We start from the raw sequence: 24,395 nt of genomic DNA, 5'->3' as shown, positions 1-24,395 counted from the left end.
GCGTGGACCGCCGGCCGGAGCCGTTACGCTGGACGCGTGGCAGTCGTCGATGTATCCGAAGAGCTGAAGTCCCTCTCCTCGACCATGGAGTCGATCGAGGCCGTCCTGGACCTCGACAAGCTGAGGGCAGACATCGCCGTGCTCGAGGAGCAGGCGGCAGCGCCCTCGCTGTGGGACGACCCGGAGGCGGCGCAGAAGATCACCAGCAAGCTGTCGCACCTCCAGGCCGAGGTGCGCAAGGCCGAGGCCCTGCGCGGCCGGATCGACGATCTCGGGGTGCTCTTCGAGATGGCCGAGGAGGAGGACGACCCGGACACCCGCGCCGAGGCCGAGTCCGAGCTCACGGCCGTCCGCAAGGCGCTGGCCGAGATGGAGGTCCGCACCCTGCTCTCCGGCGAGTACGACGCGCGCGAGGCGCTCGTCAACATCCGCGCCGAGGCGGGCGGCGTGGACGCCGCCGACTTCGCCGAGAAGCTCCAGCGGATGTACCTGCGCTGGGCCGAGCAGCACGGCTACAAGACCGAGGTCTACGAGACGTCGTACGCGGAGGAGGCCGGCATCAAGTCGACCACCTTCGCCGTGCAGTCGCCGTACGCCTACGGCACCCTCTCCGTCGAGCAGGGCACACACCGGCTGGTGCGCATCTCGCCCTTCGACAACCAGGGGCGCCGCCAGACCTCCTTCGCGGGCGTCGAGATCCTCCCCGTGGTCGAGCAGACCGACCACATCGAGATCGACGAGTCCGAGCTGCGGGTGGACGTCTACCGCTCCTCCGGCCCCGGCGGCCAGGGCGTGAACACCACCGACTCGGCGGTGCGCCTCACCCACATCCCCACCGGCATCGTCGTCTCCTGCCAGAACGAGCGCTCCCAGATCCAGAACAAGGCCACCGCCATGAACGTCCTCCAGGCCAAGCTCCTGGAGCGGCGCCGCCAGGAGGAGCAGGCCAAGATGGACGCCCTCAAGGGCGACGGGGGCAACTCCTGGGGCAACCAGATGCGTTCGTACGTGCTGCACCCGTACCAGATGGTCAAGGACCTGCGCACGGAGCACGAAGTGGGCAACCCCGAGGCCGTGTTCAACGGCGAGATCGACGGTTTCCTGGAGGCCGGCATTCGCTGGCGCAAGCAGCGGGAGAAGTAACCCGGAGCGGAGCCGCCGCTTTGTCGACAAGGCAACTGCCGCTGTTTCAGCGGCAGTTGCCTTTTGTCTGCCCCTTGTTCGCCGCTGATGTCTGGGTTTTGCGTCACACTCACACCCATTGTGTCCGGCATACGTCCCGTACCCGGACATCGCGTACGCAATGGCCTTGACGTTGCTTTGAACATTCGGAATGGTGAGGCTCGGCATGCGTATTTCTGGGGCGCATGTGAACCGGGGGACTTGAGTACACATGCAGCCACCCCCGTCGATCACGGCCCCCGAGTGCGGCCTCACCGACTAAATCGGCTACTGGGGGTAGCAACTACATGACGAAGAAGACGCGCATCCGTGTCGCGCGCATAGCGGCCGGTGCCGTGATCGCGGCCGGCGCCTCCCTGACCGCCGCGGGTGCCGCCTCGGCGCTCGAGATCGGCGTCGACGCGGGCGTTGGCGGCGTGAACGTTGGCCTGAAGGCTGGGCTGGGCGAGGGCGAAGGCGACCCTTGCGACATCGTGGTCGACCCCGAGTGCGACCCGGGGGGCACCGACGGCGGCACCACTGACGGTGGCACGACTGACGGCGGTACGACCGACGGTGGCACCACCGACGGGGGTACGACCGACGGTGGCACCACTGACGGTGGCACGACCGATGGTGGTACGACCGACGGTGGCACGACCGACGGCGGCACCACCGACGGGGGTACGACCGACGGCGGCACGACCGACGGCGGGACCACTGACGGCGGCAACGGCAACGGCGGCAACGGCAACAACGGCGGTTCCGGCGACAACGGCGGTTCCGGCAACAACGGTGGCGCCGGTGACAACGGCGGTTCCGGCGGCAACGGCGGTTCCGGCGGCAACGGCGGCAACGGCGGCAACGGTGGCAACGGTGGAAACTCCGGTGGCACCGGCGGCGGCGACAACACCACCCCCGACGGTGGTGGCAACGACAACGCCGCTCAGGCGGAGGGTTCCTCCGCGCTGACCGACACCGGCGAGGAGGCCCCGGCCTCCTCCGACACCGCCGCCCAGGGCAGCGGTGACGAGCTCGCCGAGACCGGCGCCGCGGAGACCACGTTCCTGCTGGTCGGCGCCGCGACGATGATCGCCGGAGGCATCGGCTTCCGCTTCCTGCCGCGCCTCATGAACGGCCGCGGCGGGGCTGCTGCCTGAAGGTAGCCGTCCGCGTACGCACCGCGCACGCAAGACGGAGGGGCCCGGAGCGTCAACGCTCCGGGCCCCTTCTGTGTCTCTCGCGTCCCCGCGGGGGCCCGTCGGCGCCCCGGGAGCCGCTCCTGGCGTCTCAGACGGTCTGGTGGGCCAGCAGGGCCACCGCCGCGATCAACACCGCCAGCAGCGCGATCAGCGTCGCCGGATTCAGCCCCGCGAAGAAGCTGCTCTCCTGCTGCAACCGCTCGCGATTGGCCCGGCACACCGGGCACCTGCCCTCACTCACGGGCGACGCGCAGTTCGCGCACACCAACCGGTCGTACGTCATGCGCTCGCCCTCCTTGCCACCGGCTCATTCGGAACAACGCCCGCGACGGCGCGAACGTTCCCCCTCCACTGTGCCAGGTTCCGTGGGGCCCCGCGCGCCCTCCCGTGGGGACAAAAGACGCAACTGATGCGCAACCCCGACCGGTGACTGCGGTCGGCTCCCCGGTTCGCGTATGGTCACGCACATCTACCCCCGGCGACCCGTGGTGCATCCGTGATCCGATTCGACAACGTCTCCAAGGTCTACCCCAAACAGAGCCACCCAGCCCTCAGGGACGTCTCCCTGGAGGTCGAGAAGGGCGAGTTCGTCTTCCTCGTGGGGTCCTCCGGCTCCGGAAAGTCCACCTTCCTGCGACTGATCCTCCGCGAGGAGCGGTGCAGCCACGGACAGGTGCACGTCCTCGGGAAGGACCTCGCCCGCCTGTCCAACTGGAAGGTGCCGCAGATGCGGCGCCAGCTGGGGACGGTCTTCCAGGACTTCCGCCTGCTGCCGAACAAGACGGTCGGCGAGAACGTCGCCTTCGCCCAGGAGGTCATCGGCAAGTCCCGCGGCGAGATCCGCAAGTCCGTGCCGCAGGTCCTCGACCTCGTCGGACTCGGCGGCAAGGAGGACCGCAGGCCCGGCGAGCTGTCCGGTGGTGAGCAGCAGCGCGTGGCCATCGCGCGGGCCTTCGTCAACCGGCCCAAGCTGCTGATCGCCGACGAGCCCACGGGCAACCTCGACCCGCAGACCTCGGTCGGCATCATGAAGCTGCTCGACCGGATCAACCGGACGGGCACCACCGTGGTGATGGCCACGCACGACCAGAACATCGTGGACCAGATGCGCAAGCGCGTCATCGAGCTGGAGAAGGGCCGCCTCGTCCGGGACCAGGCACGCGGTGTCTACGGCTACCAGCACTGACGACGAGGAACGAAAGGCTTAACGAGACGCCATGCGCGCCCAGTTCGTAGTCTCGGAGATCGGAGTCGGTCTTCGCCGCAATCTGACGATGACCTTCGCGGTCATCGTCTCGGTCGCCCTGTCCCTGGCCCTGTTCGGCGGTTCACTGCTGATGAGCGACCAGGTCAACAACATGAAGGGCTACTGGTACGACAAGGTCAACGTCTCGGTCTTCCTCTGCAACAAGAGCGACGCCGAGTCCGACCCCAACTGCGCCAAGGGCGCGGTGACCGAGGACCAGAAGAAGCAGATCATGTCCGACCTCGACGAGATGGCCGTCGTCGAGAAGGTGACCTACGAGTCGCAGGACGAGGCGTACAAGCACTACAAGGAGCAGTTCGGCGATTCGCCGCTGGCCAGCTCCCTCACGCCGGACCAGATGCAGGAGTCGTACCGGATCAAGCTGAAGGACCCGGAGAAGTACCAGGTCATCGCGACCGCCTTCGACGGCCGGGAGGGCGTTCAGTCCGTGCAGGACCAGAAGGGCATCCTGGACAACCTCTTCGGCCTCCTCAACGGCATGAACTGGGCCGCCCGCGCGGTGATGGCCCTCATGCTCGTGGTCGCCCTGATGCTGATCGTCAACACCGTGCGCGTCTCGGCGTTCAGCCGGCGCCGCGAGACCGGCATCATGCGCCTCGTGGGCGCGTCGGGCTTCTACATCCAGGCGCCGTTCATCATGGAGGCGGCGGTCGCCGGTCTGATCGGCGGTGGTGTCGCCTGCGGCTTCCTCGTGATCGCCCGGTACTTCATCATCGATCACGGACTCGCCCTGTCCGAGAAGCTGAACCTGATCAACTTCATCGGCTGGGACGCCGTCCTGACCAAGCTGCCGCTCATCCTGGCCACGAGTCTGCTGATGCCCGCGTTGGCGGCGTTCTTCGCGTTGCGCAAGTACCTGAAGGTGTGACACATACCAAGAGGGCCGCGCGGTCAAGGGACCGTGCGGCCCTTACGCGTTGTCCTAGACTCACCGGCATGTCAGGTCGTGACCCGTTCTGTCAGCCCCGTCGTGTGCGCCACGGGGCCGCCCTGACCTTGGTGTTCGCCAGCGTGCTCGTCGCGGGCGCGGCCACCGGATCGCTCCCCGGACCGGACCGGAAGTCCGAGCCCGGCACCGCCCGTTCGGCCGCCCCGGCGGCTCGGCAGGCCCGCCCCGACGACGTCGCCCGCGCGGCGGCCGAGGCGATGGCCGACGGCAAGTCCCCCGTGGAGGCCGCCGAACGCGCGGTCAGCCGCAGCGGAGACCGCTGGGGCGCCGTCTACTCCGAGGGCGAGTACGAGGAGTTGGAGGACGCCCTGGACGGCCGGTACACCGGCGTCGGGCTCTCCGCGCGCCGTGAGCGCGACGGCCGCATCCAGGTGACCCGGGTGCGCTCCGGCTCGCCCGCCGCCGAGGCCGGGATCCGCGAGGGGGACCGGCTGCGCAGTGTCGACGGCGAGCGGGTCGACGGGCGGCCGGTCACCGAGGTCGTCTCCATCCTGCGCGGCGACGCCGAGCGGTCGCCCGCCGGCACCGCCGTCCGGCTGGGCCTGGAACGGGGCACGCGCGCGTGGACCGAGACCGTGCGCCGCGCCCGGCTGTCCACGGACCCCGTGACCGTCCGCGCGGTCGCCGACGGCCTCACCGTCGTCAAGGTCGCCTCCTTCACCAAGGGCGTCGGCGAGCAGGTGCGCGAGGCCGTGGCACGGGTGCCCTCCGGCGCCGGGGTCGTCCTCGACCTGCGCGGCAACTCCGGCGGCCTGGTCACCGAGGCCGTCACCGCCGCCTCCGCCTTCCTCGACGGCGGCCTGGTCGCCACCTACGACGTCGACGGCGACCAGCGGGCCCTGCACGCGGAGACCGGCGGCGACACCGCCAGGCCCCTGGTCGCGCTCGTGGACGGCGGCACGATGAGCGCGGCCGAGCTGCTCACCGGGGCCCTCCAGGACCGCGGCCGGGCGGTCGTCCTGGGCTCCCGCACCTTCGGCAAGGGCTCGGTGCAGATGCCGAGCCGGCTGCCCGGCGGCTCGGTGGCCGAGCTGACCGTGGGGCACTACCGCACCCCCTCCGGACGCGGCGTCGACGGCACGGGCATCACGCCCGACCTGGAGGTCGACCCGGCCGACCCGGCCGCCCTCGCGCGGGCCCGGACGGTGCTGAGCGGGCTGGGACCGACCGCGTAAATCGGCTTTCCGCCAGGCCCCTGCGTAGTGCCAAAATGGACCGCACTATGGCTAAGGAAAAAGGGCGCAAGCTGATCGCGCAGAACAAGAAGGCGCGGCACGACTACCAGATCCTCGACACCTACGAGGCCGGCCTCGTGCTGTCCGGTACCGAGGTGAAGTCGCTGCGCCAGGGGCGGGCATCGCTGGTCGACGGGTTCGTGCAGCTGGACGGCCACGAGGCGTGGCTGCACAACGTGCACGTGCCGGAGTACAGCCAGGGCACCTGGACCAACCACAGCGCCCGCCGCAAGCGGAAGCTGCTGCTGCACCGCGAGGAGATCGACAAGCTGGAGGCGAAGTCCCAGGAGACCGGTCACACGATCGTGCCGCTGGCGCTCTACTTCAAGGACGGGCGGGCCAAGGTCGAGATCGCCCTGGCGCGCGGCAAGAAGGAGTTCGACAAGCGCCAGACCCTCCGGGAGAAGCAGGACCGCCGCGAGGCGGAGCGGACGATGTCCGCGATCCGGCGCAAGCAGCGGGCCTGAGCCCGGGGAATAGGCTGGCACGCGTCCGTGTTGGTCACGTACGATGGCACCTGCACCCCGCAGAGGGTGCGTGTCCCTCCTCGGAGGACCCTCTTCGGAGGACTTGAAAAATCAACATGGGGATGATCGGTTTCGACAGCGGCTGTCGAAGCAGGGGAAGCGTGTCGAGGAAGCGGCCATGATCTCGTAAACCACAGGCCGAAAAAATAATCGCCAACACCAAGCGCGATTCCTCCCAGCAGGCCTTCGCCCTCGCTGCCTGATCTCAGGTAGCGAAGCGAGCCTCCTACTAAGGGAGTGTCAGCCCGGGGCTGTTCCCGACCCGGATCCTGGCATCAGCTAGGGGACTAAACCTTGATCCCGGTCACGGGGTGAAGAGGGAAACCAAACAGTGACTGAGCCCGTCGGAGACTTGTCCGCGTGATCTCCGGGGCCGAGAAAATCGAAGCGGACTGCACACGGAGAAGCCCTGATTCCGCACCGTTGGACGCGGGTTCGATTCCCGCCATCTCCACGAGGTCGAGGGCGGCGTGTGCTTGCGATAAACGCGAGCACACGCCGCCCTCGGCGTTTTTCGCGTTCAAGGGATCCGCCGGGTCGGCAGCAGGGCCAGGAGCAGGGCCACCGCCGCCGCCGTGACCGGTACACCGTAGGCCGCGGTGGGGGAGAGGTGCTCCACCGTCCAGCCGCCCGCCGCGCTGCCGCAGGCGATGCCGCCGAGCAGGCCGGTCACCGCCAGGGTCATCCCCTCGTTGAGGCGGCCCTCCGGGGTGCGGTGCTGGACCAGCGTCATCGTGGTCACCATCGTCGGGGCCGTCGCCATCCCGCCGACCAGCAGCGTGAGCGCCAGCAGCGGCAGCGAGCCGACGAGGGAGGCCGCGAGGAGCGGCAGCGTCAGCAGGGCGGCCATCGCGGCCACGCACCACGGCAGGCGGCGCTCGGCCGGTCCGGCGGGCCTGATCGCGCCGTAGACCAGACCCGCCGCGCAGGAACCGGCCGCTTGCAGGGCGAGGACGACACCGGCCGCCGCGCGGTGGCCCTGTGCGTCCGCGAAGGCGATGGTGACGACCTCCATCGCGCCGAAGATCCCGCCCATCGCCAGGCACACCACCAGCAGCGACGGGATGCCCGGGGCCCGGATGGGCGCCTTCGCCGTCTGACGCGGGCGGGCCGGCGGCTCGGTCGCGCGCTGGGCGGCGAACAGCAGCATGCCGGTCACCAGCAGCACCACGCCCACGAGCGTGCCCGCCTCGGGGAACAGCGCGGTGCACAGGAACGCCGCCAGGACCGGCCCGAACATGTAGCAGAGCTCGTCCGTGGCCTGTTCGAAGGAGTTCGCGGTGTGCAGCGCGTCCGCGTCCCCCTTCAGCAGGTGGGCCCAGCGGGCGCGGGCCATGCCGCCGGTGTTGGGCGTCGTCGCGGTCGCGGCGTACGCGGCGAACAGCGTCCAGGCGGGGGCCCCGTACCGCACGCACAGCAGCAGCGCGACGGAGCCCAGCGCGGCGAACAGGGTGGCGGGCACGGCCACCCGCGCCTGGCCGTACCGGTCCACGAGTCGCGCGGTCCACGGGGCGACCAGCGCCGTCGCCGCCAGCCCGGTCGCGGTGACGGCGCCGGCGAGGGCGTACGAACCACGGGTGCCGGCGATCATCACGACGGCGCTGACACTGAACATGCCCATGGGCAGCCGGGCGATGAGGTTCCCGATCGTGAACGCGCGTGCGCCGGGCGTGGCGAGCAGGCGCCGGTACGGGCCGGGCGGCCGGCGCCGGACGCGGGGGCCGAAGTCGGCCGCGACCAGGGTGTCGGCGGTGACGGCCAGGAAGGGGGCGGGCGGAGAGGGGCGGGCGGGGCGTGCGGAGGTCGGTTGCGGCATGCGTCCACCGTCGCCCGGAGGCGATCAGGGGGTCCAACACCTTCTCCGTGGCCATTCACGCACCGGCGTTGTAAATTCACCGGATGCCCGCACCCGCCCACCTCGACCCCCGCCTCCTGCGCGCCTTCGTCACCGTCGCCGAGGAGCTGCACTTCACCCGCGCCGCCGCCCGCCTCTACGTCGCCCAGCAGGCGCTCAGCAGGGATGTGCGGCGCCTGGAGAGGGAGTTGGGCGCCGAGCTGTTCGTGCGGACCACCCGGCAGGTGACCCCGACGGCCGACGGCGAGCGGCTGCTGCCGTACGCCCGCCGGGTCCTCCAGGCGCAGGACGACCTGCTGGCCGCCTTCGGGCAGGCCCGGCCGCTGCTGGTCGACCTCAACTCCCCGGGCCTGGTCACCGGCCGCCTGGTCCTGGAGCGGGCCCGTGCGCTCGCGCCCGAGCAGGAGCTGATGGCACGTTACGAGAGCGGACTGACCCACGCCGCGGGCGAACTGCTCGCGGGCCGCCTCGACGCCTCCTTCGGCCGGTTCGCGGGGCTGCCCGCCGCCCTGCGGGCCGGACTCGATCACCAGCCGGTGCGTCTGGAGCCCATGGCGGTCGTCCTTCCCGAGGACCATCCGCTGGCCCGGCTGGCCCGGGTACCGCTCTCCGCGCTCGCCGGAGAGGAGGTGTACGCGGGGGCCGGCAACCCGCGCACGCCGGAGTGGACCGAGCTCGCGCACCGCCTGTTCGAGGGGCGCGGCATCCATGTGGCGTCCCCCGCGCCGCTGGCGGTCGGCGAGGAGGAGTTCCAGCGCATCATGGACAAGACGCGCAATCCGATTCTCGCCGTGGTGAGTTTTCCGGCCATGCCCGCGACCGTGGTGCGCCCCCTCGTCGACCCCGTGCCGCTGTCGCCGGTCTCGCTCGTCTGGCGAAAGGGACTGGCGCATCCCGCGCTCGACGCGCTGCGCCGGGCGGCGTCGCAGGTCGCGACCGGAAAGGGTTGGCTCGCGGCTCCCGACGACGGGTGGATTCCGGCCGCCGACGCCGCTGTGATGTCCGTCCACAAGTGACACGCGGCAACCACACATCCTCCGCGTGCGCTACATTCTTTGCCTGAGCACGGTGTGATACAGGGGGCGCTCGAACCTGGTGGGGGCCGGTTCGGCCGACGAGTGCTCGGAGTCGTATGCGCACCCGGAAGTGTTCCGTGGGGGGAAGTGCGCGCACGTGAATAGTTGGCAAAAAGACGCCCAACCGGAGTGGCCCGAGGTCGAGTCCGGGGCTTGTGACCTCTCGGAGGCGAGACGACATGCTGATGCCACCGAGGTGCTGCCCCCGGTCCGCCCCTTCCCGCCGGCCGGAGGACTCCCGGTGACCGCGTCGGGTTCGGGGTGGTTCGGCGAGTCCGGTGAGAGCCCGCGCGGCCGCGGGGGTTCCGACGCCGACCGGACCGAGGTCCCGCGCTCCCGAATAGGCGGCCGTGCTCCCCACGGCCCGGGCCAGGACCCGCTGGCCCGGGGGCGCATAACCTGGGGCACGACCGACCCGTCCGGGGCGAACCCCGGCAACCGGGCCCCCGACCCGGTCGACGCCACCCCTGGGGCCCACTCCTCCGGCCCGGCCCCCCAGACCCCCCGAGAGCCCGGAAACGGCCCCGCCGACGACTCCGGCCCCGGCAGCCCTTCGGGCTCCGACTTCGACCGTACGGCTGTGTTGCCGCCGACGGGTGCGGGTGTTCCGGGGTCCGCGTCGCGCGAGGGCCGGGCCTCCGGTCCCCGGAACGTCCATGCCCAGGGCCACGCCCAGGGCCCCGGCCCCGGGGTCGGTTCCGGGCCCGACTTCGACCGTACGGCTGTGCTGCCGTCGGCCGGTGCCGGTGCTTCGGGGGAGCGGACCTGTGCGTTCCCCGTGTCTGGTGACGGCTCCGCGCCCGGGCCCGCCACCGCCGCACTGCGTGACCCTTGGCGGGAGATGCCGGACTCGGACGGCGACGCGGGCGCCGCCGCCGGGCACACGCACGACCCCCACGAGGTCACCGTCCAGCTCGACGCCGTCCACCTCGGCGACGGCGTGCTGCTGAAGGCCGACGGCGGACACCGCAAGAGCGCCCCGGAGGCCTCCGACGGGCCCGTCTTCGTCGACGCGTCCGGCCGCCGCAGCCGCCTCTACCGACGCCTCGGCATCCTGGTCGGCGTGGCCTGCGCGGTCTACGCCGTCGTCATCGTCTCCACGCTGCTCTCCGGCAACTCCGACGCGCCGTGGGTGCCCGTACCGGGCCAGGAGGAGGGCGCACCGGCCGGCCAGGTCGACACCACCCCGCTGCCCTCGCAGTCGTCGCTGCCCACCGGCGCCGGCGCCGGCACCGCCACCCCGCACGCCACGCCCTCGGCGGGCGCGGGCGTGACGACCGGTCCGGGCATCGAGGCTCCCGCGTCCGGTACGTCCGGCGTGACGGGCGGTACCACGGTGCGGCCCGGTACGAGCGCCGACTCCGAGTCCTCGGTGCCCGGCACCGACCAGCACCCGGCCGGTGGCGGTGCGAGCGGCCCGGCCCCGACGCAGTCGACGCAGGTCCCGCCCTCCGACACCACGGGCCCGTCGGCCCCGACGGGTGGTGGCGGCACCTCCGCCGACCCGACCGAGCCCACCGGCGGCCCCCCCACCGGCACCGACCCGGGCGCGGGCGGCACCCACGCCGACGGCGCGGGCGCCCCCGACCCGATCGCCGGTCGGGGCGGCGCACCCGTCGTGGTGGCCGGTGCCGACGACACCTCGACGTCCCCTTCCTCCCCTTCCCTGTCCCCGGAGAACACCCTCTGATGGCATCCCGCACCCGCCGTCACGGGGCCGCGCGCAGCGCCCGTGAGGGCTCCCGCCGTCGTCTGCCCTTGCGTCTGCTGCTTCCGCTGCTCGTCCTGGTAGCCCTGTCGGCGATGCTCATGCTGCGCGGATACGTGCACAGCGAGATCCTCGCCGACCACCGTGTCCAGCCGCCCGCCGCGACCACCGGCGTGCCCGAGAAAATCCTCGAGGGCGGCCCGGTCATCGACGTGCGCGGCGGTCGCACCGAGAGCGTGAGCGTGCCCGACCACCGGCTCGTCCTCACCTTCGACGACGGTCCGGACCCGACCTGGACGCCGCGCGTGCTGGACATACTGAAGAAGCACGACGCGCACGCGGTCTTCTTCGTCACCGGCACCATGGCCTCCCGCTACCCCGACCTCGTCGAGCGCATGGTCGACGAGGGCCACGAGGTGGGCCTGCACACCTTCAACCACCCGGACCTCTCCTTCCAGTCCAAGAAGCGCATCGACTGGGAGCTGTCGCAGAACCAGCTGGCGCTCACCGGCGCGGCCGGGGTGCGCACCTCGCTGTTCCGCCCGCCCTACTCCTCCTTCGCCGACGCCATGGACGACAAGTCCTGGCCGGTCACCGAGTACATCGGCAGCCGCGGTTACATCACCGTCGTCAACAACACCGACAGCGAGGACTGGAAGAAGCCCGGCGTCGACGAGATCATCCGCCGCGCCACACCGCAGGGCGGCAAGGGCGCCATCGTCCTGATGCACGACTCCGGCGGTGACCGCCACCAGACCGTGCAGGCCCTGGACAGGTTCCTGCCCGACCTGAAGAAGAAGGGCTACGAGTTCGACAACCTCACCGAGGCACTGGACGCGCCCAGCGCCATGAGCCCGGTGACCGGCGCCGAACTCTGGAAGGGCAAGGCGTGGGTCTTCCTGGTCCAGGCCTCGGAGCGGCTCACCGACATCCTGGTGGTGGGCCTGGCGATCATCGGCACGCTGGTCATCGGACGCTTCGTCCTGATGCTGCTGCTGTCCGGCGTCCACGCCCGCCGGGTCCGCCGTCGGCGCTTCCGCTGGGGACCGGCGGTCACCGAACCGGTCACCGTGCTGGTCCCGGCGTACAACGAGGCCAAGTGCATAGAGAACACGGTCCGTTCCCTGGTGGCCAGTGACCACCCGATCGAGGTCATCGTCATCGACGACGGCTCCAGCGACGGCACCGCCCGGATCGTGGAGGGGCTCGGCCTGCCGGGTGTCCGGGTGATCCGGCAGCTCAACGCGGGCAAGCCCGCCGCGCTCAACCGGGGCCTGGCCAACGCCCGGCACGACATCGTCGTGATGATGGACGGCGACACCGTCTTCGAGCCCTCCACCGTCCGCGAACTCGTCCAGCCCTTCGGCGACCCGAGGGTCGGCGCCGTGGCGGGCAACGCGAAGGTCGGCAACAAGGACAGCCTCATCGGCGCCTGGCAGCACATCGAGTACGTGATGGGCTTCAACCTGGACCGCCGGATGTACGACGTCCTCGGCTGCATGCCGACCATCCCCGGCGCGGTCGGCGCCTTCCGCCGCTCCGCCCTGGAGCCCATCGGCGGCATGAGCGACGACACGCTCGCCGAGGACACCGACGTCACCATGGCGCTGCACCGGGCCGGCTGGCGGGTCGTCTACGCCGAGAACGCCCGCGCCTGGACCGAGGCCCCGGAATCCGTCAGCCAGCTGTGGTCCCAGCGCTACCGCTGGTCGTACGGCACCATGCAGGCGATCTGGAAGCACCGCCGCGCGGTGATCGAGAAGGGCCCCTCGGGCCGCTTCGGGCGGGTGGGGCTGCCCTTCGTCTCCCTGTTCATGGTCGTGGCGCCGCTGCTGGCCCCGCTGATCGACGTCTTCCTGCTCTACGGCCTCGTCTTCGGCCCGACCGGCAAGACGATCGTGGCGTGGCTCGGCGTCCTCGCCATCCAGGCGGTGTGCGCGGCGTACGCCTTCCGGCTCGACCGGGAGAAGCTGACCCCGCTCATCTCGCTGCCCCTCCAGCAGATCCTGTACCGCCAGATCATGTACGTGGTGCTGCTCCAGTCCTGGATCACGGCGCTCACCGGCGGTCGGCTGCGCTGGCAGAAGCTGCGGCGCAGCGGCGGTGTCTCCGCGCCGCCGCCCGGCGCCGACGGCATCCCGCCTCAGCGGCGGTCCGGCGCCATGGACGGGAGGCCGGTCGGATGACGACCCCGCCCTACGACCCGACGCGGCCGACCCCCGCCCCCGCCATGCCCGTCCCGCCCCTGCCTGGTCCGACCCGGAGTGCCCCGCACATGACCGCACCGCCCCTCCACCCGCCCGTCGGCGCGGACACCGCCGTACCGGTGGCGCCCGAGCAGGAGCAGGCCCGGCGCGCTCCCGTGCGCGACCGGTACTTCGACCTGCTGCGGGCCGTGGCCCTCTTCCGCGTGGTCCTGTACCACCTGATGGGCTGGGCCTGGCTGCCGGTGGCGTTCCCCTCCATAGGCGTGATGTTCGCCCTCGCGGGCAACCTGATGGCCCGCTCCCTCAAGCGTCCGGCCGTCCAGGTCGTCCGCAGCCGCCTGCGCCGCCTGCTGCCGCCGCTGTGGCTGCTGGGCGCCGTGGGCGTGACCGGCATGGTGCTGCAGGGCTGGGGACCGAACGAGGACGGGCACCCGGGCTGGTGGTGGTTCCACCTCCTCTACTGGGTCCTGCCGCTGAGCGACCCGCCCTTCGCCGAGGGCCTGCCGGGCATCCACGGCATCCTCGGCGAGGACTGGGCCTCGGAACTCGCCGGGCCGCTCTGGTACATCCGCGCCTACCTCTGGTACGTCCTGCTCTCCCCGGTGCTGCTGCGTGCGCTGCGCGCCCTGCCGTGGCTGACGATCCTCGCGCCGCTCGTGCTGTCGGCCGCCTTCCAGTTCGGCTACCTCAACCTGCCGGGCGAGCGCTTCCCGTCGGCGCTCACGGACTTCAGCACCTTCGGGGCCTGCTGGATCCTCGGCATGGCGCACCAGGAGGGCGTCCTGAAGCGGCTGCCGCGCTACGTCGTGCCCTCGGTGGCCCCGGTGATCGCCGCGGTGGGCCTCTGGTACGCCTTCCGGGAGGGCTTCAAGACCGGGTACGACCTGGACTCCATCCCCTTCGCGCAGGCCGTCTGGTCCTTCGCGACGGTGCTGCTGCTCCTGCACGTGAGCCCGTCGTGGAGCGAGTGGCCGCGCCCGCTGCGCCGCTGGGACCGGCTGATCACCCTGCTCAACTCCCGCGCGGTGACGATCTACCTGTGGCACAACGTCTGCATCCTCGTCGCGGCCACCCTGTGGGACCAGCTGTGGGGCTTCGACGTCGTGTACGAACACGTCCCGTGGCTGCTGGAGAGCCCCTGGCCGGTTCTGGTCGTCGCCTGGCTGCTCATCGGGAGCTGCATCGTCTGGTTCGGCTGGATGGAGGACGTGGCCGCCAAGCGCACGCCCCGGCTGTGGCCGGACGGCGGGAAGCCCTCGGCGGCGAAGCAGCCCAGGGCCCGTGCGGCGCACCGGGGCTGACACGCGACGGGGCTGTCGCGCACCGGGGCTGACGGTTGTCGGACCTCCGTGCGAGACTGCCCCGGTTGCGCGAGTGAACACAGTGGCGTGAGCCGGTCAGGGGGAGCGGGCGGGATGAGCAAGCGGCAGACGCAGAAGATGTTGCAGTTGATGGCGAGCGGGGAGGCGGTCCAGCTCACCAGCCGGATGTCGTCCGTGAAGAAGCTCGCCAAGCTCGCCTTCGTCGCCCAGCAGTTCGGGTACGAGTACGCCGACGTGCGCCAGAGCGGCGGGAACAACGCCGCGCTCACCATGCTGCTGGTCCCCGACCCCGGCCCGCAGGCCCGCACCCGGGCCGCGCAGAACTGGGCGCAGTACCCGAACGCCGGGGACGGTGTGTCGCTGCCGCCGCTCGTGCCGGACGCCTTCGAACTCCTCAAGGCACGCATCAACTTCGACCTCACCGGCAAGAACGCCCAGAAGAACATGGGCTACGGCGCGCTCGGCGGCACCGTCGCGTGTGTGGTCCTCGCCTACCGCGCGGGCGGTTCGTCCGACGACTTCGTCCTCTCCGGGATCATCTGGCTGGTCCTCATGGCGGTCCTGGGGATCGGCTTCCTCGTCACCCGCAAGCGCAACGCCAAGTTCGCGGCCCGGTTGCAGGCCGCCGGGTTCGTGCCGATGACCGACGAGACGGGGCGGGTGCGGTACCTGCCGCCCGGCGGGCAGCTGCCGGGGCACGGGAACCCGTTCGGCACCGCGCCCGGCGGCTACGGACAGCCGGCCCCCGGCCCGTACGCTCCCCAGCCGCCGCAGCAGCAGCCGTACGGCGGGCCGCCGCAGACCGGGCAGCCGTACGCGCCGCAGCCGTACGCACCGCAGGCCCAGCAGCCGTACGCACCGCAGGCCCAGCAGCCGTACGCACCGCAGGCCCAGCAGCCGTACGCGCCGCCGCAGGCCCCGCAGCAGCCCTATCCGCCGCAGCAGCCCCCGCAGCCGTACGCCCAGCCGCCGCAGCAGCCGTACGCGCCGCCGCAGGGCGGGCAGCCCCACCCGCAGCAGCCCTACCCGCAGCAGAACCCGCACTGGCAGCCCCGGCCCCCGCAGGGCTGACCGCGATCTCTCATCCCGCGCCGGCGCCGGGTGAGAGCAACGTTCCCTTCCGGTCATCCACAGCCCCACCGGCCCGAAACGCGTCCTGCCTAGCGTCGGTGCAACCGAGCTGTGGAGCACCGTGGAGGCGTCATGACAGTCCTTGGCCGCCGCTGGATCGAGCACTGGGATCCCGAGGACGAGACCTTCTGGAAGGAGACGGGGGAGCGGACCGCCCGGCGGAACCTGTTCTTCTCCGTCCTCTCCGAGCACATCGGGTTCTCCGTCTGGACGATGTGGTCCGTGCTGGTGCTCTTCATGGGCCCGGAGTACGGGCTGACGCCCGCCGACAAGTTCCTGCTGACGTCCGTGGTGACGCTCGTCGGGGCCGTCGTACGGGTGCCGTACACCTTCGCCGTCGCCGTCTTCGGCGGACGCAACTGGACGATCGTCTCCGCCGGGCTGCTGCTCGTGCCGACGGTCGCGGCCTTCGCCGTCATGGAACCGGGGACGTCCTTCTCGACCTTCCTCCTGGTGGGCATGCTGGCCGGGATCGGCGGCGGCAACTTCGCCTCCTCCATGACCAACATCAACGCCTTCTTCCCGCTCAGGAAGAAGGGCTGGGCACTCGGCCTCAACGCCGGGGGCGGCAACATCGGCGTACCCGTCATCCAGCTGGCCGCGCTCGCGGTCATCGGCGCGAGCGGCGGGCCGCGGGTGCTGCTCGGCCTCTACATCCCGCTGATCCTGGTCGCCGCCGGGCTCGCCGCGTGCTTCATGGACAACCTCGCCTCCGTGAAGAACGACACCGGCGCCGCCAAGGACGCGGCGCGCGACGCCCACACCTGGATCATGTCCGTGCTGTACGTCGGCACGTTCGGCTCGTTCATCGGCTACAGCTTCGCCTTCGGGCAGGTGCTCCAGAGCCAGTTCGGGCGGACCCCGCTCCAGGCGGCGTACCTGACCTTCATCGGTCCGCTGCTCGGCTCCCTGATCCGTCCGCTGGGCGGCAGGCTCGCCGACCGGTACGGCGGCGCGCGGATCACCCTGTGGAACTTCGTCGCCATGGCCGCCGCCACCGCCGGACTCGTCGCGGCCGGCATGGCGGATTCGCTCGGCCTGTTCGTGGCCGTGTTCGTGGTGCTGTTCGTGCTCAGCGGGCTGGGCAACGGCTCGACGTTCAAGATGATCCCCGGGATCTTCCAGAACAAGGCGCTGGCCAAGGGGCTGCGGGGCGAGGCGGCGGTGGCGTACGGCCGACGGCTCTCCGGGGCCTCCATGGGGCTGATCGGCGCGGTGGGCGCGCTCGGCGGCGTCGCCATCAACCTCGCCTTCCGGCAGTCCTTCCTCTCCTTCGGCACGGGCACCGGCGCCTTCCTCGCCTTCCTCGCCTTCTACGCCGTGTGTCTCGTCCTCACCTGGGCGGTATACCTTCGGCGACCGGCCGCGCGGACGCAGGACGAGCCGGCCGTCCCGGTCGGCGTGGCCGGTCCGGCCACCGAGGAAAGTGCGAGGGTCGAGCTCAGCCGTGCCGAGGTGTGACGTAACACGGGTGACATGAGGTGGAACCGAGTCTGTCACGCACGGTTGACAGGCTCGGTCGCCACGTGACTGCGCACGTGGTGTGAACGGATCGGAGCGCGGCGAGCGATGGACGACGCAAGCGAGGTGGGCGGCGTGAGCGAGGAACCGCAGCGAACCGACCACGGCCCGTTGGCCGGGTTCACCGTGGGCGTGACCGCCGCCCGCCGGGCCGACGAACTGGGCGCGCTGCTCCAGCGGCGCGGTGCCACCGTCCTGCACGCACCGGCGCTGCGGATCGTGCCGCTGGCCGACGACGGCGAGCTGATGGCCGCGACCAAGCGCATCGTCGACCAGGCGCCGGACGTCGTGGTCGCCACCACCGCCATCGGGTTCCGGGGCTGGGTCGAGGCCGCCGACGGCTGGGGGCTCGGCGAGGCCCTGCTGGAGCGGCTGCGCACGGTGGAGCTGCTGGCGCGCGGGCCCAAGGTCAAGGGCGCGGTACGGGCCGCGGGACTGACGGAGCGGTGGTCACCCGCCTCGGAGTCCATGGCCGAGGTCCTGGACCGGCTCCTGGAAGAGGGGGTGGAGGGCCGCCGGATCGCCGTACAGCTGCACGGTGAGCCGCTGCCGGGGTTCGTGGAGGCGCTGCGGGAGGGCGGCGCCGAGGTGGTGGGCGTGCCCGTGTACCGGTGGCTGCCGCCGGAGGACCTCGGCCCCGTGGACCGGCTGCTGGACGCCGCCGTGTCGCGGGGTGTGGACGCCGTGACCTTCACCAGCGCGCCCGCCGCGGTGTCCCTGCTGGGCCGGGCCGAGGAGCGGGGCCTGCTGCCGGAGCTGCTCGCCGCGCTCGGCCACGACGTGCTGCCGGCCTGCGTCGGCCCGGTCACCGCGGTGCCGCTCCAGGCGCACGGCGTCGACACGGTCCAGCCCGAACGCTTCCGGCTCGGCCCGCTCGTCCAGTTGCTGTGCCAGGAGTTGCCGACCCGCGCCCGTGCCCTGCCGGTCGCCGGGCGCCGGCTGGAGATCCGCGGACACGCGGTGCTCGTCGACGGGGAGCTGCGCACCGTGCCGCCCGCCGGCATGTCCCTGCTGCGCACGCTCGCCCGGCGGCCCGGCTGGGTCGTGCCCCGGGCTGAGCTGTTGCGCGCCCTGCCGGGCACCGGTCGCGACGAGCACGCGGTGGAGACGGCCATGGCCCGCCTGCGCACCTCCCTCGGAACGCCGAAGCTGATCCAGACGGTGGTGAAGCGCGGCTACCGCCTCGCCCTGGACCCACCCGCGGACGCCAAGTACACGACCGACTGAGCCCTCAGCCTCCCGGGCCGACACGACACCGCCGGTCCGGGCCCGCGCCGGGGAGTACGCCTCCTGGGGCCCTGCCCGAACACGGGCGACGTGACGGCCGGTCGCCGGGCGGTGAGCGGCGGGACTTCTCCCACCGCGCCACCACCACCTCCCGGCGCCTCCGCCCACGCCCCGCGGGACCGCCCCGGATGCCGACGCGTGTCGTCCTGCGCCCGCGCTGCTGTCCGCGGGCCCGCGGACAGCAGGTCCGCCCACGCATGTGCCGTGGGATGCCGGTGCTCACCGGCGGCCGTGGGAGGGCCGGGAGCGCTCCGGGGTCCCGGGCGTTCAGTGGCCCGGCGTGTGCAGGGGCACCCGGGACGCCGTGGAGTGTCCAGGCGTCCCAGGTGTCCCAGGCGTCGGTCGCGTCGGTCGGCGGCGGGTTGTCAGCCCCGTGGCCAGGCAGGTCGTCGCCAGCGTCGAGAGTGCGGCACGTGCGGTGTTCCAGGCCACCCACGGGTCCTCGAACCGCTCGCGCAGCGCCGCCGGGTCGCCGGGGCGGGCCAGGGCGTCGTTGAGGGGGATGTTGCCGCCCACGGTGACCAGGAACGCGAGCGCGTACGCCGTCGCGCCCGCCCAGATCCACCAGCGGCCCGGCGTCCCGCGCGACTGCCACCCGGCGAGGCCCGCGAGGGCGAGTGCGCCCAGGAAGGCCGTGAGGAACACCGGGTTCTCGATCACGTCGTTGATGTCGCGCATCACGTCGACGTACACCCGGTCCTCGCTGCGCGCCAGCGCCGGCATCACGGCGCAGGCGAAGACGTAGAAGGTCCCGGCCATCAGGCCCGCGGCGACCGTGGCCGCGACCAGGACTCCACCGGCGGTGCGGGGCCGCCGTTCCCCCTCGATGTCTGCCATGCGTCCAGTCAACGCGCGCCGCGGCGCACCGGACATGGCCCAGGCGCGCGGGCGCATGCGCAAGCGTCCACGCGGGAGCGGTACGAGGGGTTCCGGGCGCGGGGGAGGGCAGGCACTGTAGAGGGAGTGGTTCGCAGGCCCTCCACGGGCAAGCCCTAGGCGGTGACAGGAACATGGCGATGGGGACGGCCACCGGCCCGTACGAGCTGCGCTTCGACACCGGGCGGATCTGCCTGGACCTCATCGCCACCACCCACCCCGCGGAACGCCTCGACTCCCTGGACGCCCTGCGCGCCTGGATCACCGGTTCCGGACTCGTCCCCTCCGGCACCCCGCTGGCCCACGCCGACCCCTCCTGGCTGAACGGTTTCCGCGAACTGCGCGGCGAGACGGCGCGGTTGGTGCGCGGCCGGCCGGTACCCGGCAGCCGAACCCGCGAACTCGCCCTCGCCCGCGTCAACGAACTCGCCCTCGCCGCACCGCCCGCACCCCGCGCGGTGCCCGGCCGCGACGGCGCACTGGTGCGGGAGCTGACCGGCCCGCCGCGGTGCGCCGCGCTGCTCGGCGCCCTCGCCCGGGACGCGGTGGAACTGCTCACCGACCCCGTCGCGCGGGCGGGTCTGCGGCAGTGCGCGGGCGACAACTGCCCCATCGTGTACGTGGACACCTCCCGCGGCCGCCGCCGGCGCTGGTGCTCCAGCGAGATCTGCGGCAACCGCGAACGCGTCGCCCGGCACCGCCGCCGCGCCGCCCTCGCCCGGTAAGCACCCGTAGCTTCCCTCGCGTCCCGTTCGTCACGCCGCCGCCGAGAAAACTCTCATCTCGTTTTGAACACGCCGAACTTCGCGTCCGTACCGAATGGGCGAGCGACCGACTGGGGGAACCCCCGGACACCGGAGGTGGGCGTGCGCAAGGATTCCGTCGTGGCCAATGAACGCGGTGCGAGGGCCCGACATCGCATGTCACAGTCGTCCTCGGAACCCGACGAGGAGCTGATGCGCGCGCTGTACCGCGAGCATGCCGGCCCCTTGCTGGCCTACGTGCTGCGGCTGGTCGCGGGGGACCGCCAGCGCGCCGAGGACGTCGTCCAGGAGACGCTCATCCGTGCCTGGAAGAACGCCGGTCAGCTCAACCGGGCGACCGGATCGGTACGCCCCTGGCTGGTGACGGTCGCGCGTCGCATCGTCATCGACGGCCACCGCAGCCGGCAGGCCCGGCCGCAGGAGGTCGATCCGTCGCCGCTGGAGGTCATCCCCGCGGAGGACGAGATCGACAAGGCGCTGTGGCTGATGACGCTGTCGGACGCGCTCGACGACCTGACCCCGGCCCACCGGGAGGTCCTCGTCGAGACGTACTTCAAGGGGCGTACCGTCAACGAGGCGGCGCAGACACTGGGCATACCCAGCGGCACCGTGCGCTCCCGGGTGTTCTACGCCCTGCGTTCGATGAAGCTGGCACTGGAGGAGCGGGGGGTGACGGCGTGATGAGCGGGTACGGGGGAGTTCAGGGATTCGGCGCGGGGGACACGGGTAATCCTGTCCCCATGCAGGGATCACCGGCGCCGAACGAGCACGAGACCGTCGGCGCCTACGCCCTCGGGATCCTCGACGACGCCGAGGCGACGGCCTTCGAGGCCCACCTCGCCACCTGCGAGTGGTGCGCCCAGCAGCTCGACGAGCTGGCCGGGATGGAGCCGATGCTGGCGGCCCTCGCGGACCTGCCGGGCACCGGCACGCCCGCGATCGCCGAGTCGCTCACCGCGAAGCCCGGCCCACGGCTCTCGGAGAAGCTCGTCGACGAGGTCGCCGAACGCCGCGCGAGCAAGCGCCGCCGCAACTTCTACCTGGTGGGCACCGCGGCCGCGCTGATCATCGGCGGCCCCTTCGCCGCCGTGGCGACCACGGGCGGCGGCGGTGGTGGCGACGAGGGAGGCGGCGGCCGCAGGGCCGAGGCGTCGCAGCAGGCCGCGAGCCCGGCCGAGTCCGCCTTCGCCGCCATGCCGGACCGGGTCACCGCCACCGACCCGGCCACGCAGGTCAGCGCGACCGTGGCGCTGGAGAAGAAGGCCTGGGGCACCGAAACGGTCCTGGAGCTCAAGAACCTCAAGGGCCCCCAGAAGTGCTCCCTGATCGCCGTCGGCAAGAACGGCGAGCGGGAGACGCTCAGCTCCTGGACGGTCCCCGACCGGGGCTACGGCATACCGGGCGCCACCACCGAGAAGGCCAGGAAGCCGCTCTACGTCCACGGCGGCGCCGCCTTCGAACCCAACCAGATCGACCACTTCGAGGTCATGACCTTCGACGGCAAGCGGCTCGTGGAGGTCGACGCGTAGCGCCCGCTCCAGGCGCGCCGTAGCTTCCCGGGCCCCCTTCGCGTATTTTTGACGGCTGCCCAGCACGTCAGAAGGGGGCCCGGTGGCCGCACAGGCTCAACAGGATTCAGCGGTCGACTCGGAGCACGACTCCGTGCGGAAGGACCCCGCGCGGGAGGACTCCGTACGGGACCGAGAGATCGACGTGGAACAGGCGCACCTCGACCGGGTGTACCGACGTCTCGAAGAGAAGATCCACGAGGCGGAGTTCCTCATGCACGACGCCGCCCAGCGCGGCCACGTGGGCACGCCCGGCGCCCTCGCCGAGCGCGACGCGCAGGTCTTCCGGGCCGGCATCCACCTCAACCGCCTGAACAACGAGTTCGAGGACTTCCTGTTCGGCCGCATCGACCTGCTCCTCGGCAAGGACGGCAAGAAGGGCCCGGACGGCGCGTACACGGCCGTCGAGCCCGCCGAGGGCGCCCTCGGGCCCGACGGCACCGCCGACATCGCCGAGACCCTGCACATCGGCCGGATCGGCGTCCTGGACGAGGACTACGCCCCGCTGGTCATCGACTGGCGGGCGCCCGCCGCCGCCCCCTTCTACCGGTCCACGCCGGTCGATCCGGGCCGGGTCGTGCGCCGCCGGGTGATCCGCTCCAAGGGGCGGCGCGTCCTCGGCGTCGAGGACGACCTCATGCGGCCCGAGGTCAAGGCCCGCCTGGCCGGGGAGGAACTGGCCGTCGTCGGCGACGGCGCCCTGATGGCCGCGCTCGGCCAGGCCCGCACCCACTCCATGCGGGACATCGTGGCCTCCATCCAGGCCGAGCAGGACCAGGTGATCCGCGCCCCCGCCGCCTCCGTGACCTACGTCGAGGGCGGCCCCGGCACCGGCAAGACCGCCGTCGCCCTGCACCGCGCGGCCTACCTGCTCTACCAGGACCGGCGCCGGTACGCGGGCGGCATCCTGATCGTCTCGCCGACGCCGCTGCTCGTGGCGTACACCGAGGGAGTGCTGCCCTCGCTCGGCGAGGAGGGCCAGGTCGCCATCCGCGCGATCGGCTCCCTGGTCGACGGCGCGCAGGCCACGCTGTACGACGCCCCGGCCACCGCCCGTGCCAAGGGCTCCTCCCGCATGCTGACGGTGCTGCGCAAGGCCGCGCGCGGGGCGCTGGAACCGGCCGACTCGCCGACCCTGCTCAGGGTCGTCGCGTTCGGCCGCCGCCTCGAACTGGAGGCCGAGGAGCTGGCCGGCATCCGCCGCACCGTCCTCGGTGGCACCGCCCCCGTCAACCTGCTGCGCCCGCGCGCCCGCCGGCTGCTCCTGGACGCCCTGTGGGAGAAGTCGGGCGCCGGTACCCGGCACACCGACCCCGAGCTGGCCGCGGAGCTGCGGTCCTCCTTCGACGAGGACGTCACCTCCGAGGACTCCTTCACCGGCTTCCTCGACGCCTGGTGGCCCGAGCTGACCCCGGGCGCCGTGCTGGCGGCCATGGCGGACGAGCGGCGCCTCGGCCGCTGGGCCCGGCGCGTGCTGAACTCGGGCGAGGTCCGCAAGGTCGCCCGCTCGCTGCGGCGCGAGGGCCACTCCGTGCACGACATCGCGCTGCTCGACGAGCTCCAGGCGATCGTCGGCACCCCGGCCCGCCCCCGCAGGCGGCGCGAGCAGGACCCGCTGGACCAGCTCACCGGCCTGGAGGAGCTGATGCCGCAGCGCGAGGAGACCCAGTGGGAGCGCGCCGAGCGCCTCGCACAGGAGCGCACCGAGTACGCGCACGTCATCGTCGACGAGGCGCAGGACCTGACCCCCATGCAGTGGCGGATGGTCGGCCGCCGCGGCCGGCACGCCACCTGGACGGTCGTCGGCGACCCGGCGCAGTCCTCCTGGTCCGACCCCGACGAGGCGGCCGCCGCCCGGGACGAGGCCCTGGGCACCCGCCCGCGCCGCCGCTTCGAGCTGACCGTGAACTACCGCAACCCGGCCGAGATCGCCGAGCTGGCGGCCAGGGTCCTCGCCCTGGCCATGCCCGGCTCGCCGTCCCCGTCGGCCGTGCGCTCGACCGGCGTTCAGCCGCGCTTCGCGGTGGTGCGCGACTCCCTCGCCCGGACGGTCCGCGCGGAGGCGGCCCGGCTGCTCGACCTCGTCGACGGCACCGTCGGCGTCGTGGTGGCCATGAACCGGCGCGAGGAGGCCCGGCGCTGGCTGGACGGGCTGGGGGAGCGCGTGGTGGCGCTCGGCAGCCTGGAGGCCAAGGGCCTGGAGTACGACGCCACGGTCGTCGTCTCCCCGGCCGAGATCGCCGACGAGTCGCCCGCCGGGCTGCGCGTGCTGTACGTCGCCCTGACCCGGGCCACGCAGCAGCTCACGGTCGTCTCGTGCGAGCGGGACGAGCCGGACGCCTCGGGGGTGCCGGACCTGCTGCGCGACTGAGCGCCGGGCCGGGGAGCGGCCCGCGGACGTACGAAGGGCCCGCGCCGGTTGACGGCGCGGGCCCTTCGCTCGCGTTCAAGTGGCACCGACCCGCCATGCTCGCCTCGCGGCAAGTGGTCGCTCGTAGCGACGAAGGTTGGGCCCGGGGGCTTGGATCGAGCCGGTGCCACGTCCAAGGTAACAAACGATCCCCGCAAGACAATTCCCGTCCCGCGGGTTCCTCGCTCGGGTTTGCGCGGGCCGCCGTCGCGGGACGGGCGCCTCCGGCCCGCCGCTTCCGGTGACCCCTTCCCCCGACGGGCTACTTCTCGTATGGTGGAAGTCGTTTTCCGAAATCGGAGCGAACAAAAAGTTCGCAATCCGGGGCG

General features: G+C 72.2%; 20 protein-coding genes and 1 other RNA gene. 18 read left to right on the top strand and 3 right to left on the bottom strand.

Annotated features, from left to right (window positions below; genetic code table 11):
- The first annotated feature begins 36 nt into the window (after positions 1-36).
- Both prfB and IE94_RS0107990 read left to right on the top strand, forming a co-directional pair.
- Positions 37-1,143, top strand: a complete 1,107-nt coding sequence (gene prfB, locus IE94_RS0107995) for a peptide chain release factor 2 (protein WP_030180288.1) — start codon at positions 37-39, stop codon at positions 1,141-1,143.
- A 326-nt stretch (positions 1,144-1,469) separates the two neighbouring features.
- Positions 1,470-2,321, top strand: a complete 852-nt coding sequence (locus tag IE94_RS0107990; RefSeq protein WP_030180286.1) for a hypothetical protein — start codon at positions 1,470-1,472, stop codon at positions 2,319-2,321.
- 130 nt (positions 2,322-2,451) lie between these two features.
- Here the strand turns inward: IE94_RS0107990 and IE94_RS0107985 are convergent, their stop codons facing one another.
- On the bottom strand, positions 2,452-2,646 hold the full coding sequence (locus tag IE94_RS0107985) for a hypothetical protein (protein ID WP_030180282.1): 195 nt from the start codon (positions 2,644-2,646) through the stop codon (positions 2,452-2,454).
- A gap of 213 nt (positions 2,647-2,859) precedes the next feature.
- On the opposite strand from IE94_RS0107985, the gene ftsE reads away from it, so the two are divergent.
- The 5 genes from ftsE (at position 2,860) to ssrA (ending at position 6,798) form a co-directional block, all read left to right on the top strand.
- Complete coding sequence (gene ftsE, locus IE94_RS0107980; RefSeq protein WP_003975843.1) at positions 2,860-3,549, top strand: cell division ATP-binding protein FtsE; 690 nt, start codon at positions 2,860-2,862, stop codon at positions 3,547-3,549.
- Between the two features lie 31 nt (positions 3,550-3,580).
- On the top strand, positions 3,581-4,498 hold the full coding sequence (gene ftsX / locus IE94_RS0107975) for a permease-like cell division protein FtsX (protein WP_030180280.1): 918 nt from the start codon (positions 3,581-3,583) through the stop codon (positions 4,496-4,498).
- A 68-nt stretch (positions 4,499-4,566) separates the two neighbouring features.
- Positions 4,567-5,754, top strand: coding sequence for a S41 family peptidase (locus IE94_RS0107970; RefSeq protein ID WP_030180277.1), 1,188 nt, complete (start codon positions 4,567-4,569; stop codon positions 5,752-5,754).
- Positions 5,755-5,801: 47 nt separating this feature from the next.
- Positions 5,802-6,281, top strand: coding sequence for an SsrA-binding protein SmpB (gene smpB / locus IE94_RS0107965; RefSeq protein WP_030180273.1), 480 nt, complete (start codon positions 5,802-5,804; stop codon positions 6,279-6,281).
- Positions 6,282-6,399: 118 nt separating this feature from the next.
- Positions 6,400-6,798, top strand: a transfer-messenger RNA (tmRNA) gene (ssrA, locus tag IE94_RS37480).
- A gap of 63 nt (positions 6,799-6,861) precedes the next feature.
- Here ssrA and IE94_RS0107960 read toward each other — a convergent pair.
- Positions 6,862-8,157, bottom strand: a complete 1,296-nt coding sequence (locus tag IE94_RS0107960; protein ID WP_030180271.1) for an MFS transporter — start codon at positions 8,155-8,157, stop codon at positions 6,862-6,864.
- An 83-nt stretch (positions 8,158-8,240) separates the two neighbouring features.
- Here IE94_RS0107960 and IE94_RS0107955 point away from each other — a divergent pair, with 83 nt between their 5' ends.
- From IE94_RS0107955 to IE94_RS0107925, 7 genes are all read left to right on the top strand, one after another.
- Positions 8,241-9,212, top strand: a complete 972-nt coding sequence (locus IE94_RS0107955) for a LysR family transcriptional regulator (RefSeq protein ID WP_030180267.1) — start codon at positions 8,241-8,243, stop codon at positions 9,210-9,212.
- 901 nt (positions 9,213-10,113) lie between these two features.
- Positions 10,114-10,962, top strand: a complete 849-nt coding sequence (locus IE94_RS40300) for a hypothetical protein (protein WP_051777350.1) — start codon at positions 10,114-10,116, stop codon at positions 10,960-10,962.
- Positions 10,962-13,166 carry a bifunctional polysaccharide deacetylase/glycosyltransferase family 2 protein gene (locus tag IE94_RS0107945; protein ID WP_030180261.1) on the top strand — a complete coding sequence of 735 codons (2,205 nt, stop codon included), beginning with the start codon at positions 10,962-10,964 and terminating at the stop codon, positions 13,164-13,166. The genes IE94_RS40300 and IE94_RS0107945 overlap by 1 nt, the downstream gene beginning before the upstream one ends.
- Before the next feature lie 89 nt (positions 13,167-13,255).
- Positions 13,256-14,488, top strand: a complete 1,233-nt coding sequence (locus IE94_RS0107940) for an acyltransferase family protein (protein WP_030180258.1) — start codon at positions 13,256-13,258, stop codon at positions 14,486-14,488.
- 114 nt (positions 14,489-14,602) lie between these two features.
- Positions 14,603-15,580, top strand: a complete 978-nt coding sequence (locus IE94_RS0107935; RefSeq protein ID WP_030180255.1) for a hypothetical protein — start codon at positions 14,603-14,605, stop codon at positions 15,578-15,580.
- A 132-nt stretch (positions 15,581-15,712) separates the two neighbouring features.
- On the top strand, positions 15,713-17,101 hold the full coding sequence (locus tag IE94_RS0107930) for a nitrate/nitrite transporter (RefSeq protein ID WP_030180252.1): 1,389 nt from the start codon (positions 15,713-15,715) through the stop codon (positions 17,099-17,101).
- A 108-nt stretch (positions 17,102-17,209) separates the two neighbouring features.
- Positions 17,210-18,388 (top strand): uroporphyrinogen-III synthase, encoded by a 1,179-nt coding sequence (locus IE94_RS0107925; protein WP_030180250.1) that lies wholly within the window; start codon positions 17,210-17,212, stop codon positions 18,386-18,388.
- A 327-nt stretch (positions 18,389-18,715) separates the two neighbouring features.
- Here IE94_RS0107925 and IE94_RS0107920 read toward each other — a convergent pair whose 3' ends face one another.
- Positions 18,716-19,285: an anthrone oxygenase family protein gene (locus IE94_RS0107920; RefSeq protein ID WP_106977763.1), complete on the bottom strand. Its 570-nt coding sequence runs from the start codon at positions 19,283-19,285 to the stop codon at positions 18,716-18,718.
- Between the two features lie 173 nt (positions 19,286-19,458).
- On the opposite strand from IE94_RS0107920, the gene IE94_RS0107915 reads away from it, so the two are divergent.
- The 4 genes from IE94_RS0107915 (at position 19,459) to IE94_RS0107900 (ending at position 24,027) form a co-directional block, all read left to right on the top strand.
- Positions 19,459-20,049 (top strand): CGNR zinc finger domain-containing protein, encoded by a 591-nt coding sequence (locus IE94_RS0107915; RefSeq protein ID WP_030180243.1) that lies wholly within the window; start codon positions 19,459-19,461, stop codon positions 20,047-20,049.
- Between the two features lie 195 nt (positions 20,050-20,244).
- The gene (locus IE94_RS0107910) at positions 20,245-20,769 is read left to right on the top strand and encodes a sigma-70 family RNA polymerase sigma factor (RefSeq protein ID WP_007450155.1); all 525 of its coding nucleotides are present in this window, start codon (positions 20,245-20,247) and stop codon (positions 20,767-20,769) included.
- A gap of 59 nt (positions 20,770-20,828) precedes the next feature.
- Positions 20,829-21,617, top strand: coding sequence for a zf-HC2 domain-containing protein (locus IE94_RS0107905; protein ID WP_030180240.1), 789 nt, complete (start codon positions 20,829-20,831; stop codon positions 21,615-21,617).
- 82 nt (positions 21,618-21,699) lie between these two features.
- A complete protein-coding gene (locus tag IE94_RS0107900; protein WP_030180239.1) occupies positions 21,700-24,027 on the top strand; it encodes a HelD family protein in 2,328 nt (775 codons plus the stop codon).
- Positions 24,028-24,395 lie beyond the last annotated feature (368 nt).

This window comes from Streptomyces violaceorubidus (assembly GCF_000717995.1).
Classification (GTDB): Bacteria; Actinomycetota; Actinomycetes; order Streptomycetales; family Streptomycetaceae; genus Streptomyces; species Streptomyces violaceorubidus.
The sequence above is the reverse complement of the archived record's forward strand: the minus strand, read 5'-3'. Positions and strand labels throughout refer to the sequence as shown.

Coding starts and splice junctions, on each gene's coding strand:
- IE94_RS0107960 (WP_030180271.1), bottom strand. CDS start 8,157: ATGCCGCAACCGACCTCCGCACGCCCCGCCCGCCCCTCTCCGCCCGCC.
- IE94_RS0107935 (WP_030180255.1), top strand. CDS start 14,603: ATGAGCAAGCGGCAGACGCAGAAGATGTTGCAGTTGATGGCGAGCGGG.
- IE94_RS0107945 (WP_030180261.1), top strand. CDS start 10,962: ATGGCATCCCGCACCCGCCGTCACGGGGCCGCGCGCAGCGCCCGTGAG.
- IE94_RS0107920 (WP_106977763.1), bottom strand. CDS start 19,285: ATGGCAGACATCGAGGGGGAACGGCGGCCCCGCACCGCCGGTGGAGTC.
- IE94_RS0107910 (WP_007450155.1), top strand. CDS start 20,245: ATGTCACAGTCGTCCTCGGAACCCGACGAGGAGCTGATGCGCGCGCTG.
- IE94_RS0107970 (WP_030180277.1), top strand. CDS start 4,567: ATGTCAGGTCGTGACCCGTTCTGTCAGCCCCGTCGTGTGCGCCACGGG.
- ftsX (WP_030180280.1), top strand. CDS start 3,581: ATGCGCGCCCAGTTCGTAGTCTCGGAGATCGGAGTCGGTCTTCGCCGC.
- IE94_RS0107940 (WP_030180258.1), top strand. CDS start 13,256: ATGACCGCACCGCCCCTCCACCCGCCCGTCGGCGCGGACACCGCCGTA.
- smpB (WP_030180273.1), top strand. CDS start 5,802: ATGGCTAAGGAAAAAGGGCGCAAGCTGATCGCGCAGAACAAGAAGGCG.
- IE94_RS0107985 (WP_030180282.1), bottom strand. CDS start 2,646: ATGACGTACGACCGGTTGGTGTGCGCGAACTGCGCGTCGCCCGTGAGT.
- IE94_RS0107930 (WP_030180252.1), top strand. CDS start 15,713: ATGACAGTCCTTGGCCGCCGCTGGATCGAGCACTGGGATCCCGAGGAC.
- IE94_RS40300 (WP_051777350.1), top strand. CDS start 10,114: ATGCCGGACTCGGACGGCGACGCGGGCGCCGCCGCCGGGCACACGCAC.
- IE94_RS0107990 (WP_030180286.1), top strand. CDS start 1,470: ATGACGAAGAAGACGCGCATCCGTGTCGCGCGCATAGCGGCCGGTGCC.
- IE94_RS0107915 (WP_030180243.1), top strand. CDS start 19,459: ATGGCGATGGGGACGGCCACCGGCCCGTACGAGCTGCGCTTCGACACC.
- IE94_RS0107955 (WP_030180267.1), top strand. CDS start 8,241: ATGCCCGCACCCGCCCACCTCGACCCCCGCCTCCTGCGCGCCTTCGTC.
- IE94_RS0107905 (WP_030180240.1), top strand. CDS start 20,829: ATGCAGGGATCACCGGCGCCGAACGAGCACGAGACCGTCGGCGCCTAC.
- IE94_RS0107925 (WP_030180250.1), top strand. CDS start 17,210: ATGGACGACGCAAGCGAGGTGGGCGGCGTGAGCGAGGAACCGCAGCGA.